General features: G+C 30.7%; 13 protein-coding genes. All 13 read left to right on the top strand.

Features of this window, described 5'->3' with window-relative positions; all coding sequences use genetic code 11:
• Window positions 1–23: 23 nt before the first annotated feature.
• The 13 genes from H9661_RS15775 to H9661_RS19725 all read left to right on the top strand — a co-directional run bounded on the left by H9661_RS15775 (window position 24) and on the right by H9661_RS19725 (window position 14947).
• Window positions 24–188, top strand: coding sequence for a hypothetical protein (locus H9661_RS15775; protein WP_191769696.1), 165 nt, complete (start codon window positions 24–26; stop codon window positions 186–188).
• A gap of 39 nt (window positions 189–227) precedes the next feature.
• On the top strand, window positions 228–1619 hold the full coding sequence (locus H9661_RS15770) for an efflux RND transporter periplasmic adaptor subunit (protein WP_191769694.1): 1392 nt from the start codon (window positions 228–230) through the stop codon (window positions 1617–1619).
• Between the two features lie 61 nt (window positions 1620–1680).
• Window positions 1681–2817 carry an efflux RND transporter periplasmic adaptor subunit gene (locus H9661_RS15765; RefSeq protein WP_191769692.1) on the top strand — a complete coding sequence of 379 codons (1137 nt, stop codon included), beginning with the start codon at window positions 1681–1683 and terminating at the stop codon, window positions 2815–2817.
• Between the two features lie 35 nt (window positions 2818–2852).
• On the top strand, window positions 2853–3626 hold the full coding sequence (locus H9661_RS15760; RefSeq protein WP_191769690.1) for an ABC transporter ATP-binding protein: 774 nt from the start codon (window positions 2853–2855) through the stop codon (window positions 3624–3626).
• A 4-nt stretch (window positions 3627–3630) separates the two neighbouring features.
• Window positions 3631–4803, top strand: coding sequence for an ABC transporter permease (locus H9661_RS15755; protein ID WP_191769688.1), 1173 nt, complete (start codon window positions 3631–3633; stop codon window positions 4801–4803).
• A gap of 140 nt (window positions 4804–4943) precedes the next feature.
• On the top strand, window positions 4944–5621 hold the full coding sequence (locus H9661_RS15750) for a response regulator transcription factor (protein WP_191769686.1): 678 nt from the start codon (window positions 4944–4946) through the stop codon (window positions 5619–5621).
• Between the two features lies 1 nt (window position 5622).
• Window positions 5623–6840, top strand: a complete 1218-nt coding sequence (locus H9661_RS15745; RefSeq protein WP_191769684.1) for a sensor histidine kinase — start codon at window positions 5623–5625, stop codon at window positions 6838–6840.
• 137 nt (window positions 6841–6977) lie between these two features.
• Entirely contained in the window at window positions 6978–8144 is a 1167-nt protein-coding gene (locus H9661_RS15740; protein ID WP_143315390.1) for a DUF4317 family protein, read from the top strand.
• Window positions 8145–8338: 194 nt separating this feature from the next.
• Complete coding sequence (locus tag H9661_RS15735) at window positions 8339–9511, top strand: NAD(P)-dependent malic enzyme (RefSeq protein ID WP_191769682.1); 1173 nt, start codon at window positions 8339–8341, stop codon at window positions 9509–9511.
• A 152-nt stretch (window positions 9512–9663) separates the two neighbouring features.
• Complete coding sequence (locus tag H9661_RS15730) at window positions 9664–10635, top strand: 2-keto-3-deoxygluconate permease (RefSeq protein ID WP_143315388.1); 972 nt, start codon at window positions 9664–9666, stop codon at window positions 10633–10635.
• A gap of 213 nt (window positions 10636–10848) precedes the next feature.
• Window positions 10849–12423: an ATP-binding protein gene (locus H9661_RS15725; protein ID WP_191769680.1), complete on the top strand. Its 1575-nt coding sequence runs from the start codon at window positions 10849–10851 to the stop codon at window positions 12421–12423.
• Between the two features lie 4 nt (window positions 12424–12427).
• A complete protein-coding gene (locus H9661_RS15720; RefSeq protein WP_143315386.1) occupies window positions 12428–13129 on the top strand; it encodes a response regulator in 702 nt (233 codons plus the stop codon).
• A gap of 291 nt (window positions 13130–13420) precedes the next feature.
• Window positions 13421–14947, top strand: coding sequence for a family 16 glycosylhydrolase (locus tag H9661_RS19725; protein WP_143315385.1), 1527 nt, complete (start codon window positions 13421–13423; stop codon window positions 14945–14947).
• The last annotated feature ends 121 nt before the right edge of the window (window positions 14948–15068 follow it).

Genomic DNA, 15068 nt, shown 5'->3' with positions numbered 1-15068 from the left:
TAAAAAGGTTGGGGAGGTTAACAATGAGATCAAGAAAAGTAAAGGCATTGATAATTAGTTTAGTTATTTGTGTAACCTTAACTGGCGGGTATTATGGATATAGTAAATTTAATGCTAGTACTAAAGCAGCTACTAGTAATCATAAAGCGGTTACAGCTAAAAAAATTAATATTGAAGTAGGTATTTAGGGGAATGGAAGTGTCTATGCAGGAATATCAAAAGATATAGTGTCAAACAATAGCGGAACAATACAAGATCTAAATTTAAAGATTGGAGATAAGGTTGATGTTGGACAAAAATTATTTGTTTCCAATAGTGATGATTTAGTAAATAATGTGACTAATGTACAGCAAAATTTAGATACAAAAAATCTTAATTTGCAAAATGACACAAATAATTATAATAATTCTATAGCAAAAATTAATACTGCAATAAGTGAAGCACAAAACCAATTAAATAGTGCAAAAGATGCAGTAAATAAAATGATTGTTACATCATCAATAAATGGAGTTATTGTTGCAGTAAACAATAAAAATGGTGATAGCGTAAAGACCAGTGGCAGTTTTAGTATGAAGGGTGGAAATGAAGGCGGTGCAATAGGTTTTGCTGGAGCTAGTACAGTGCTTATAGTAGCAGATCAAGGTAATCTAGATAAAACAGTTAAAATAACACCTAATAATGATGGTACTATACAAAACTTAAACTTAAAGGTAGGAGATTCAGTTAGAATAGGACAAGCATTTTTTGTTTCCAATAGTGATACTGTTAGACAAAATGTTGATAAAGCACAAGCTAACTTAGATAAACAAAATTCTACATTACTAGATCTGAAAAACAGTACAAGATTGCAAATTGATAATTTAGATATAAGTGATGCACAAAATCAGTTAAATAGTGCAAAAAATGCAGTAAATAAAATGACTGTTACATCACCAATAAGTGGAGTGATTGCTGCAGTAAATAAAAGTAATGGTGATAGCGTAGGCGTTTCAAGCGGTAGTTCACAAAGTAATATTTCCACTAGTATTAGTGGTGCAAATAGTAATGAAAGTAGTAGTACAACTCAGTCAAGTGCTGGTAAATCAAGTGGAACAACTAGTGGTTCAAACTCAGCAGGTAGTATCAGCTCAAGTACCAATGCAAGCTCAAGTAGCAGCAATTCCAGTACTTCAACAGATGTCGTACTTACAATAGTTGATCCAAGTTCAATGAAGGTTAAAGTTTCAGTAGATGAACTAGATATAGCAAAGATAAAGGAAGGTCAGAAGGCTGAAATCAAATTTGATGCAATAGGGGATAAGGTTTATGAAGGTACAGTAGAATCTATACCACAAACTGGAACTACTACAAACGGAGTAACTAAGTATGATGTATCTGTTTCGATTAATGATTCCACAGGTATAAAAATAGGAATGAGTGCAAATGTAAATATTTTAGTTGATAGTAAAGACAATGCACTAGCAGTACCAGCAGATGCTGTAATAGAGAAAGATAGAAAAAAATACGTTATTGATGAAAGTAATAATCTTATTGAAGTAAAGACGGGAATAGAGAATGAAAATTATATAGAGATATTAGATGGTGTAAAAGAGGATGAAAAACTTTTAGAAACTAAATAGTAAAGTAATTCTACAACCGAAAAGCGATTTTTATAATATGTGACAATTTAGGAGGTCAATAATGAAAAAGAAATTTATTAAACCGCTGATAGTCTGGGTAGTTGTTGGTGTAGTCCTAATAGGAGGATTTGTAGGATATAAGAAATTTTTAAATAAGAGTAATGTAAGTGCATCAACCAATCGTCAAATAACTGTAACGGCACAAAAAATGAATATGCAAGTAAAAATACAGGGAACTGGTACTGTTTATGCAGGGATATCAAAAGATTTGACAGCTAATAATAGTGGAACTATAAAAGATTTAAATGTTAAAGTTGGGCAGGTAGTAACAACTGGAACTAGTTTATTTACTATTGATAGTGACATATTAAGACAAAATATAACTACAGCTCAAAATAATTTACAAAAACAAAAACTAACTTTAGCAGCAGCAAAAACTGACAATGAAGTAGCATTAGATAATATAGCTGTAATAAATGCTCAAACTCAATTAAATAATGCTAATGACCAGTTAAATAAGGCTACAGTTTCATCACCAATAAATGGGGTGATAACTGCTGTGAGTGGAAATAATGGAGATACAATTCAATCAGGAAAAACATATCAAGGTACGGTAGATACAGTAGCAGAAGTTGGCACTACAACTAATAATGCAACCAACTATGATGTAATAATTTCAATTAGCAATCCAACAGATATAAAAATAGGCATGAATGCAAATGTAAATATTTTAGTAGCAAACAAAGACGATACTTTAGTAGTTCCTAAAGAAGCTATAGTTGAACAAGATGGAAAGAAATTTGTTATGGCTTCTAACAGTAGTGGAGATAATTCAGACCAAAAATCGAATAGTAATAATAATCAAGAATTTCAAAATGGGGGACAAGCTGGAAAGGGAAATAGCCAAAGTAAAGGAAGTCAAAATTCAGGCAATCGTCAAGGTGGGCAAAATTTCAATTTCTCTTCAAGAAGTGGAAAGTTAGTTCCTGTTACTACTGGACTTGAAAATGATAATTATGCTGAAATAACAGAGGGAGTACAAGAAGGTGAAGAAATTTTAATAAATTTGCCAAGTAGCTCTTCTACAAGTTCAAATAATAAAAATGGTTTAAACAGCATGATGGGTGGGGGATCAAATAGAGGATTTGGAGGTTCTGGAAATGGAAATAAACAACAAGGTGGAAGCCAAGGAAAATAGACCAATATTTGAAGTTATATTGGAGGAAGAATAGTATGGCAAATAATTCAATCAAAACAGAAGTAATTAGTATTCGAAATGTAAATAAAATTTATAAAATGGGTAATAATGAATTCGTGGCACTAAAAGATATAAATTTAACTATTAATAAAGGAGAGTATGTAGCTATTGTAGGACCTTCAGGAGCCGGGAAATCTACTCTAATGAATATAATAGGATGTTTAGATGTTCCCACTAGTGGAGAGTATATTTTAGATGGATTAAATACAAAATGTAGTGATTCTAAATTAGCTAAAATAAGGAATGAGAAAATCGGGTTTATTTTTCAAAATTATAATCTTTTGCCTAAACTTAGCGTATTAGAAAACGTAGAGTTGCCACTTTTCTATTTAGGTGTTTCAAGTAGCATAGCAAGAAAAAAATCAATTGAGGCTCTCAAAAAAGTTGGACTTGAAACACATTTAAAGCATAAGCCAACTGAACTTTCAGGTGGGCAAAAGCAGAGAGTTGCCATAGCTAGGGCTTTGGTTGCAGAACCACAAATGATTTTAGCAGATGAACCTACTGGTGCATTGGATAGTAAAACAGGAAAAGAAGTACTTCAAATGCTTACAGATTTAAATAGAGAAGGAAATACAATAGTAATGATAACTCATGATAAAGAAATTGCATCTAATGCAAAGAGGATGATAACAGTAAAGGATGGAGAAATTACATTAGATGAATTAGTAGAAGAGCAAACTAGTGATGAAAAAAACAACTCCATATTTAACAAGGCTATAAAAGTTAATCTTAGGAAGGAGGGATAGAATTATGAAATTTTCAAAACTATTAAAAATTTCAATAGCTTCAGTATGGAGCAATAAAGTTCGATCCTTTCTAACTATGCTGGGTATAATTATAGGAATATCATCTGTAATAATAATGCTAGCCATTGGGGAAGGTACAAAGAAACAGATTACTGATAGTATAGAAAGTTTAGGTACAAATCTTATAACTGTTACAATTACCGGAAATGGCACAGCATCTCTTACACAAGATGAAATTGCTGAATTAAGTTCCAAACCTGGTATAAAAGAGATTTCACCAGTATTTACTCAAAGTAACATAAATATAAAGGAGGGAGATCAAACATCTACAACTACTATAGAAGCATCTACGCCTAATTATTCAGAAGTAAAAAAGGTAGAAGTAAGTGATGGTAGATTTATTAATGATAGAGATCAGGAAAATAGATATAAGTCTCTTGTTATTGGAACTGAAACAGCTAATAATATATTTGGAACTACTAATGTTGTAGGAAAAACTATGTATGTTAATGGTATAGAATTTAATATTGTTGGAGTAATTAAATCTATTGGTACTTCAACAACAGGTTCAAGTGATGATAGAATAATAGTTCCGTTATCTACAGCTCAAAGATTGCTGATGAATACAAATATTAAGAGTTTATATGTAGAAGCAGAGGATAAAGATAAAGTAAGTGAAGCTATGAGCTATTTGCAGTTGTTTTTAAATAAAAAATATAATAATAATACTCAAAGCTATAGAGTATTTGATCAAACTTCACTTCTTAACACTGTAAATACTACAACATCAAGTTTAACAACAATGCTTGCAGGGATTGCAGGAATCTCACTTATAGTAGGCGGAATAGGGATAATGAATATTATGCTTGTATCTGTTATAGAAAGAACAAGGGAGATTGGTATCAGAAAGGCTATTGGAGCTAAGAGATCAACCATACTAATGCAGTTTCTAATCGAATCTGTATGTATAAGTGGACTTGGTGGAATAATAGGAGTACTTATTGGATTTACAGGTTCTTATGGAATCCAGAGTTTATTTAAGTTAAATGTTATTATTTCTAATAATGTTGTTATAGGATCTTTCCTATTCTCTGTTGGTGTGGGAATAATATTTGGAATGTATCCTGCTAATAAAGCATCAAAGCTAAATTCTATTGAAGCATTGAGATTTGAATAATTAATTTGAAACAGCCTAATAATATTACTTTTTTGTTAGGCTGTTTTAATATTTATTTTATAAGGCATATAAAAATATAGATTATTAGGATAATAAGATATATATTTAATTTATGAGAGTGTGCTATTAAGGGGGAGTTTATGAAGTTATTAGTAGTGGAAGATGATGAATTTATATTAGAATCTATAAAATGTGTATTGGAGGAAGAATTTCAAGTTGATGTTTCCATGAATGGAGAAGAAGGTTTATTTTTAGCAAAGCAAGACATTTATGATTTAATAATATTAGATATAATGTTACCTGATATGGATGGGTTTAGTATATTAAAAAATTTGAAGGCGGTAGGGATAAATACACCAGTATTATTATTGTCAGCTAAAGGAGCAGCTGATGATAGAATAAAAGGACTTTCATTAGGTGCTGATGATTATCTTACAAAACCTTTTCATATTGAGGAACTTGTTTTAAGGGTGAAAGCAATATTAAGAAGATATGGACAAATTCATGAAGAGAATTCAGTATCATTTATGGAATTAAGTTTAATACATAGAACAAAGCAAGTTTTTATTAAGGATGAAGAAATTAAAATGCAAGTTAAACAATTCAATTTATTAGAGTACTTGATTTTAAACGAAGGCACAATTCTATTGAAAGAACAGATTTATGATAGAATTTGGGGATTGGAATCAGATACTACTTTAGAAATTGTGGAAGTATATATTCATAATATAAGAAAAAAATTAATGAAATACGGTTATGATAAATATATAAAAACAATTCGTGGTGTTGGATACTTACTACAAGAAACGGAGAAATAAGATGTTTGCAAAACAAAAAAGACATTTGGTGTTAGTAAATACAATAACTTTTCTAGTTCTTTTTTCAATTTTAGGAGTAGTCTTATTTCAATATACTAAATCAGAAATTTATAGAGAAGTTGATAAAAATTTATTATCCATGGCTAAAGTTGTTCAAAAGTCATCAAAAAATAATAAACTAACGTTTCAAAAATTAGAGCCTAATAATGGAGTTTTAGTGTGGAGTGAGGATGGGGAATTACTTGAATCAACTAGCCATAATAATTATTATAGAGACATAGCAGATAAGATAAAATATAAGACTTTAGATAACATTGAAGAGAGTAGATACGATAGTTTTTATTTTAGGAGTATGGCTATTAAAATTGATACGGATAACAGCACTGTAATAGTTCAATTAATAAGAAATACAAATTCACAAAAAGAATTTCTTGAAACTTTAAATTCAATACTAGTAGTTGGAGGAGTTTTAATTTTTGTTATTTCAGTGGTGGTAGCATTTTATCTTGCAAGCAAAGCATTAGTTCCTATAGTTAAGGCTTGGGAGAAACAACAACAATTCGTAAGTGATGCATCTCATGAATTAAGAACACCATTGACTATAATACAATCTAAATTAGAATTATTATTAAAGTCTCCAGAGAAAAAAGTGAAAGAGGTAGGAGAAAGTATAGCAATATCTTTATCAGAGACAAGAAGACTCTCAAAACTAGTGAATAATTTATTGACTCTAGCAAAATCTGACAGCAATGCTATTGAATTGGATAAAAAAGTATTTTGTTTAAGTAAAAAACTAGATGAAATATGTGAACCATATATAGAAATTGCTGAGTTCGCAGAGAAAACATTTATTAAAGATTTAGAACAAGATGTATACATTAATGCTGATGAAGATAGGATAGCTCAGTTAATGATAATATTACTAGATAATGCATTAAAATATACAAGTGAAGGAGATATAATAAAACTTAGCTTAAAAAAGAAGAATAATAAGATATTTATAGAGGTTAAAGACAATGGGTTAGGTATAAGTAAAGAAAATCTTCCATATATTTTTGATAGATTTTATAGAGGAGATAAAGTGCGTGGCAGAGAAGGCGGACACGGACTTGGTTTATCAATAGCTGAATGGATAGTGAAAAAACATGGAGGAAATATCCAAGTAAGCAGTGAAGAAAGAGAAGAAACAAAAGCACAAATAGTATTTTCAAAAAATTAGTATATGCTTTTTTTTATATATTTATTTATAATATATATGTTGTTTTTGTTATTGTAATTTTTAAATATATTTTAACTACAATTGTGTACTATGAATTTTAGCAATAGATAACTAGAAAATAAAGTGAGGTATATCAGATGAATAAACAGGATTTAGCAGGAATAAGAAAAGAATTTAAGCCGGAAAATACAATGCTTAGTATTAAAGAAATATACAGTGTTTACCTAAAAAAGGACAACCAGTCAGTAATTTATTCTGAGTTTGAATATTTTGATAGTATTGATAGTGAAAAGCAGGAATTATATATTAAAAATTTTAAAAAGATATTATCAGGTGCATTAGATACTAAACTTTTTGAGCTTGAATTTAAAACAGTAGATATTGAAGATAATGCGCAGAAGATATTATATTCAGCTGTAAAAGAAGAAAAAGACATTTTTAAAGAAGAAGCTGATAAAATAGTTTCAAGGATAGGAAAGAATTATAAGTATGAAACAGATGTAGTTATTACTTTTATAAAAGCAGAATATTGGAAAGGTGCAAATAAGAGAAGAAGTGAAGAAGCTGAGGAAGCTAAAGATGATGAAGTTTATGCTTTTGAATTTATGATGTGTAGCGTAAATAAAATAGAACCACCTAAGAAAGCATTAAAATTTGATTATATAGAAAGAGAGTTTAGAGCAAATTCTGCATTAGATTCAACTATCAATCTTGATTCTCCTTTAGATGGATTTATGTTCCCTGTATTTAATAATAATTCTGCAGATGTGAATAGAATTATGTATTATGCATCTAAGTCTAAAGATATAAATATTAGTTTTGTAGAGGATATATTAAACTGTGAGTTTAAAAAGACAGCTGAAGAGGAAAAAGGAGAGTTTATGGATATATTAAGAACTGTAGTAGGGGAAAAAATAGCTCCAGAAACTATGCAAAACATATATGAAAAACTTTCAGAGAAACTTGAGGAAGATGAAGAGGAAAGTGAAGCCTCTGTAGTAAGTCGTGAAGATTTAAAAGGTGTGCTAGAAGAAAGTGGCGTTGAAAATGTTGAAAAACTTGAGGAGGCTTATGAAAGAGTAACAGGAAATAGTGACTATGAGCTTAAGGTTCAAAATATAGTTCCAAATATGAATTCAAAGTCAATTAAAATAACAACTGAAGATATGAGTCTAGCAATAGCGCCTAAAGAACTTAAAAATATAAGAAAAGTTAAAGATAGCCACGGAAATACTTGTCTTCTAATTGAACTTAATGAAGATGTAATTATAGATGGTTTTGAATTAGCAACTGAAGAATTATAAGGAAAAGCGGGATATTTGCCCGCTTTTTCTATTTGAAAACTTTGTTAAAACATATACAAAGTTTTTTTAATTTACAAAACTATATTTAAATTTACAGAATATTTTTATATTTCTGAATTGATGTTATTATTTAGTCACAGAGAAAAAACATTAAAAGTTAAATATAAATTTTCCAAAAAGAAAGGGTGTATCAAATGAACTATTTTGAAGAAAGCTTAAAATTACATGAGGAGAATAGAGGAAAAATTTCAGTAACATCTAAAGTAAAGGTTGAAACAAGAGATGATTTAAGTCTTGCATATACACCAGGAGTTGCGGAACCTTGTAGAAAAATTCATGAGGATGAAGAAAACGTATACAAATATACTTCTAAAGGAAATTTAGTAGCGGTAGTAACAGATGGAACTGCAGTACTTGGACTTGGAGATATAGGACCAATGGCAGGGATGCCTGTAATGGAAGGGAAATCAATACTATTTAAAGAGTTTGCAGATGTTGATGCATTTCCTATATTAGTAGATTCTAAGGATGTTGATGAAATAGTTAATACAGTTAGATTAATAGCTCCAACATTTGGTGGAATTAATTTAGAAGACATTGGAGCACCAAGGTGCTTTGAGGTTGAAGAAAAATTAAAAAAATTAGTTGATATTCCAGTGTTTCATGATGATCAACATGGAACTGCAATAGTAGTACTTGCCGGTGTTATAAATGCACTTAAAGTAGTTGATAAGAAACTTGAAGATATAAAGGTAGTAGTAAATGGTGCTGGTGCAGCAGGAACAGCTATAGCAAAACTTTTATTATCATCAGGAGTTAAGAATTTGATTGCAGTTGATAAAGTAGGAATTCTTTATAGAGGAATGGAGAAAATTGATGATGCTAAGGAAGCTTTAGCAGAAATAACAAATCCAGATAACATAAAAGGAGGTCTTAGCGATGCTTTATTAGGTGCTGATTTGTTTGTAGGGGTATCTGCTCCAGGAATACTAAAACCTGAAATGGTACAATCAATGAATAAAGATGCCATAATATTTGCAATGGCAAATCCAACACCTGAAATAATGCCTGATGAAGCAAAGGCAGCTGGAGCAAGAGTTATTGGTACAGGACGTTCAGATTTTCCAAACCAAGTTAATAATGTTTTAGCTTTCCCAGGAATATTTAGAGGGGCATTAGATGTAAGAGCAAAAGAAATAAATGAAGAAATGAAGATTGCAGCAGCGTATGCAATAGCTAATTACATAAAGGATGAAGATTTAAATGAAAATAATGTAATTCCAAGTGCACTGGATAAAAATGTTGCTAAAAAAGTAGCAGAAGCAATTGCTAAAGCTGCAATAGAAAGTGGAGTTGCAAGAAAATAAGAGGAATTGTAATTAGGTAATTTGTTTTATACATGCTACTAAAATAAACTTCAAGGATATTTAGAGCATGTATAAATACAAAATTTTAATAAGATTATCAATGGAAAGGTTTAATGAAGCAATTATAAGATGAAATTTTAGGAGGTATTGATATGCAAATTCCAATTAAGAAAACCATAGATAAAATTCCAGGCGGTATGATGGTTGTTCCACTTTTTCTAGGAGTATTGACTAATACATTTTTTCCACAGTTTTTACAAATTGGGGGATTCACAACGGCATTATTTAGTAAAACAGCATCAACAACAATTTTGGCTTGCTTTATGTTCTTGATCGGTTCACAAATTAATTTCAAGTTAGCACCAAAGGCACTAAAAAAAGGTGCACTATTAATAACAGGAAAGTTTGTAGTAGGTGCTGGGATTGGTATAATTGTAGGAAAAGTTTTTGGACCTGCAGGAGTATTGGGGTTATCACCACTTGCTATTTTATCAGCATTGACAAATTGTAATGGCGGATTGTATGCATCTCTTGCTTCTCAATATGGGGATGAAACTGATGTAGGTGCTTATGCTCTATTATCTTTAAAAGATGGCCCATTTTTCACATTAGTTGCATTAGGAGCATCAGGACTTGCTCAAATTCCTTTTGAAGCACTTTTAGCAGTAATGATTCCAATAGTAATAGGAATGATTTTAGGAAATATTGATTCTGATATGAGAGCTTTCCTTGGAAGCAGTAAATTATTATTAATTCCATTTTTCTCATTCCCACTAGGTGCAGGAATGGATCTTGGAACAATTGTAAAAGCTGGGGTACCTGGCATAATATTAGGGATAATAGCAGCATTTACTGGAATAGGAGCTTATATACTTTTAAAATTATTCAAGGAAGAGCCAATAATTGGTTTAGCAACAGGTTCAACAGCAGGAAATGCTGTAGCTACACCAGCTGCTGTTGCAGCTGCAGATCCAACTTTAGCTGCTATAGCAACAGTAGCTACTGCCCAAGTTGCAGCAGCCTGTGTAGTGTCTGCAATTGTTTGTCCGTTTATCGTTACTTATGCATTTAAGTTAATTAGAAATAATAAGATGAAAAAATTAGATAATAAAGCTGCGGCATAATAAAAGTAATTAATGAAACATGTAAAAATTTTATTAGAAAGTGGACAATAACTTTAATGAAAACAAAATAGAAATTATACCTACCAAAGATTAGACATATTTTTATTAAAAGATATGGCTAATCTTTTTGTGTAATCATTTTCTTTTGATAATTTATCGTATATAATTAAATCAAAAGAAATTTAGGTAAATAGTTAAAATAAGGGTGATAATATGAAGTTAAAGGGGAAAATAGCGTCTTTTGTTATAGGCATTCTTATAATTTCCATTGGAAGCATAACAATTTTTTCTTATATTGAAATGAAAAACTTATTAAGAGATCAAATAGATAAAAATATGTTAAACATAGCAAATTCGTTTGCCTCAACTTATGAGGTTAAAGAATACTTAAAAGGCAATAAAACGGTGCCTATTGGATTATTAAATGATGAAATAGAGAAAGCACGTATAAAGACAGGTGTGGAATTTATTGTAGTTATGGATATGGAAGGTATAAGATATTCACATCCAGTAAAAAGTAAAATAGGTGAAAAATTCATAGGTGGGGATGAACAGAGAGTATTAAAAGATGGTGAAGAATATATATCTACAGCAAGTGGTAGTCTTGGAATTTCTGTAAGAGCTTTTTCTCCTATTTATGATGATGATAATAAACAGATAGGGGCAGTAGCTGTAGGAATGTTATATAATAAGTTTGATAATGAAGTTTATACTAAGATGTATAAATTTATACCTATCATAGTAGCAGGATTGGTTTTAGGAGCTTTAGGAGCTGTTGCTATTTCATATAGCATAAAGAAAGCTATATTTGGACTTGAACCAGAGGAAATCGCTTTAATATTAAAACAGAAAGAAACTGTAATAGAAAATATTAAGGAAGGAATAATTGCATTAGATAATAATGGTCGTATAACATTATTTAATGAGGAAGCTAGTAGAATTTTAGGGTTAAAAGATAGTGATATAGGAAGTCCTATTACAGAATTTACTTATGATAGTATGTTAGATGTGTTTTTACACAGTGGGAAGCCTATAAGAAATGTAGAGATAAAGGCAAGACCAGGGCTAAATATTATGTGCAAATACAGTACTATTAAGGGGTTTAAAAATCAAGATTTGGGATTGGTTGTAACTTTTGAAGATTTAACTGAAGTACGTAAGATGGCGGAAGAGTTAACTGGAATAAAGAAAATGGCGTGGTCATTGAGAGCGCAAAATCATGAATTTATGAATAAACTTCATACAATTTCAGGACTTATTCAATTGGAAGAATACGATGAAGCAGTTAAATTTATAAATGTAATAGCAGATAGTAAAAAAAATATATCTACCATAATATCAGATAAAATAAAAGATGTATCTTTAGCAGCATTAATTTTAGCAAAGTATAGTAAATGTGAGGAATATAGAATTAAGTTAATAATAGATGAAAATTCAAAATTGACTAGGTTGCCAGAATATATGACTTCGGAAGAATTAGTATCCGTTGTGGGAAATTTAATAGAGAATTCTATAGATGAAGTTAAAAAAGATGGAACTGGTGAAATATATGTAAAAATATGTGAAGAAGAAAACAATATAAATATTAATATAAAGGATAATGGAGCAGGTATACCAGAAAGTATAAGAGAATCAATTTATAAGATTGGAATAACAACTAAAAAAGGAAGTCGTGGATTTGGAATGCATATAGTAAAGAAAATTATAGATGAAGCCAAAGGGAATATTGATTTTAAAATAAATAGAGGAACAGAATGGATTATATCTATACCAAGGGAAAGGAGTTGATTTTATGATAAAAACTATGATAGTTGAAGATGATCCAATGGTTATACAAATAAATTCTAAATTTTTAAATAAGGTAGAAGGATTTTCCCTAGAAAAAGCGGCAACAAATCTTACAGAAGCGCAGGAATTCTTATTAGAAAATTCTGTTGACTTAATTCTTTTAGATGTTTTTCTTCCAAATGAAAATGGCATGGATTTTTTAAAATGGCTAAGAAAAAATGAAATAGCTTCAGATGTTATTTTGATTACAGCAGATAAAACTATAGAAAGAATAACAGATGCATTTAGATATGGTGTTGTAGATTATTTAATAAAACCATTTACTTTTCAGAGATTTAAAGAATCTCTTAATAACCTTCAAGATAGAGTTAATGGGTTGAAAAGTGGTGAAACTATTGAACAAGCTGAACTAGATAAGCTTATTTTAAATACAAAAAGTAACAAGTCAAATGGTAAAGAAGAAAAATATAATGTAGAGAAAGGTTTTAATAGGTATACGTATAAATCAATAGTAGAAGCACTTCCGGGTATAAAGGATGAATATTTTACTGCTGAGGAGTTATGTGAGAAACTTGGACTAGCAAAAGTAACCGTTAGAAAATATCTTGATTACATGAGCAAACAAGGCGACCTAGAAAAGATTATCGAATATGGTAAGGTTGGAAGACCTCAATATAAATATAGATTAAAGGTGAATTATAACTAGGACTACATATGCGTAGTCTTTTTTTTATGCTTAGACTAGTTTGGCTAACAAAATTATATAGCATTAAAATTGAATTTATGGAAATGGTTGCACAATGAAAAAACATGTGGTATATTTTTCAATAATAGTATAGAACTGAGATGATAGTTTAAAATGAAATATTAAAAGAAGTGGTTACAATGAAGAGAGGGAAGGAGTGAATTATTGTAGATAAGCTAAAGTATTAAGTGAAGTTTTTTGATAGGACATTTTAAGTTATAATAGATTTTTACTAAAAGGGGGATTATTTCTATGAAGAAAAAAACATTATTTGGACTAATCATGATATTTATACTAATAGGTTCGCTTCTTCCAAGTGTAAATGTACATGCTGACACTACTTGGAATCTTGTTTGGAGCGATGAGTTTAATGGAAGTAGAATAAATACATCTAATTGGGCGTTTGATACTGGAACTGGTTCTGGAGGATGGGGAAATAATGAATTAGAATATTATACAAACCGTCCTGAAAATGCAAGAATTGAAAATGGTAATTTACTTATTGAGGCTAGAAAAGAAGCTTATGGTGGAATGGGATATACTTCTGCTCGTATGAAAACTAAGGAATTGAGACAGTTTACATATGGAAGAATTGAGGCCAGGATGAAACTTCCAAAAGGACAAGGTATATGGCCAGCTTTTTGGATGCTAGGTTCAAATATTGATCAAGTTGGTTGGCCAAAATGTGGTGAACTTGATATTATGGAAAATGTAAACAATGGATCTAATATATATGGAACTATTCACTGGGATAAAAGTGGACATCAATATTATACAGGACAATCTAATACAATCGATGTAACTCAATATCATGTATATTCAGTTGAATGGAATGCAAGCTCTATTAAGTGGTTTGTAGATGGTGTTAAGTACTGGGAAGCAAATATTACAATTAATGATACAGAGGAATTTCATAGACCATTTTTCATTCTTCTCAACTTAGCTGTTGGAGGACAATGGCCAGGAAGTCCAGATGGAACAACTCAATTCCCAGCTAAGATGTATGTTGATTATGTACGTGTGTATCAGCAAGGAGGAACAACTCCAAGCACTCAAGCAGCAACTCCAACATTTAATTTAGCAAGTGGAACTTATGATTCTGTGCAAAATGTAAGCATTTCTACAGCTACGCCTGGAGCTACTATCAGATATACTATTGATGGAAGTGAACCAAATGAAAATTCTGCACAATATACAACACCAATAAATGTAACTTCAACTAAGACTATTAAAGCAAAAGCTTTTAAGGCAGGATTAGCTAGTTCTTTGACAGCTGTTGCTACATATACGATTAGAAGTGGTGGAGGAATAGGAAATCTTCCAAGTACTACCTGGTATTTATTCAATCAGAAGGTAGCAGGTGTAAATACTATAAGTGAAAATATGCAAACTGGAAAGAGTTCTGTTTCAGGGTGGCAACCTATAAAAGCTATTAGTGCTACTCAAAATGTTTGGACAACACCCGTAACGAACGGGACATATAGAAATGGAAATTGGAATTTTACATTATGGACTAATAATCCAGGGGGAACTTCAAATGTTAAGGTTGATTTACTTAAAGTTAATGCTGATGGAAGCGGAGGAGTTTTACTTGGATCTAAAATTATAAATGTTTCAGCTACTGGCGGAGGAAATCATCCTACAATATACTCGTATAACTTAAATTCTGTTTCACTTAACAATCAAAGATTGATGGTGAAAGTAACTAAAACGTCTGGAGCTGATGCAGTAATGTGCTACAATACAAATGATTTTTCTACTAGACTCGTAACACCATAAAGGATATAGACTAATGGTTAATATTTATTACCATTAGTCTTTTATATGTGTGCCCAGCATGGGCACGTACTAGTCGGTGAAAGTCCGATATGGGGGTTGATAGTGCCAACCATTAGCTTAA

Origin of the sequence: Clostridium cibarium, assembly GCF_014836335.1 — a bacterium.
Taxonomy (GTDB): Bacteria; Bacillota; Clostridia; order Clostridiales; family Clostridiaceae; genus Clostridium; species Clostridium cibarium.
This window is presented reverse-complemented; position numbering and strand designations above follow the sequence as displayed.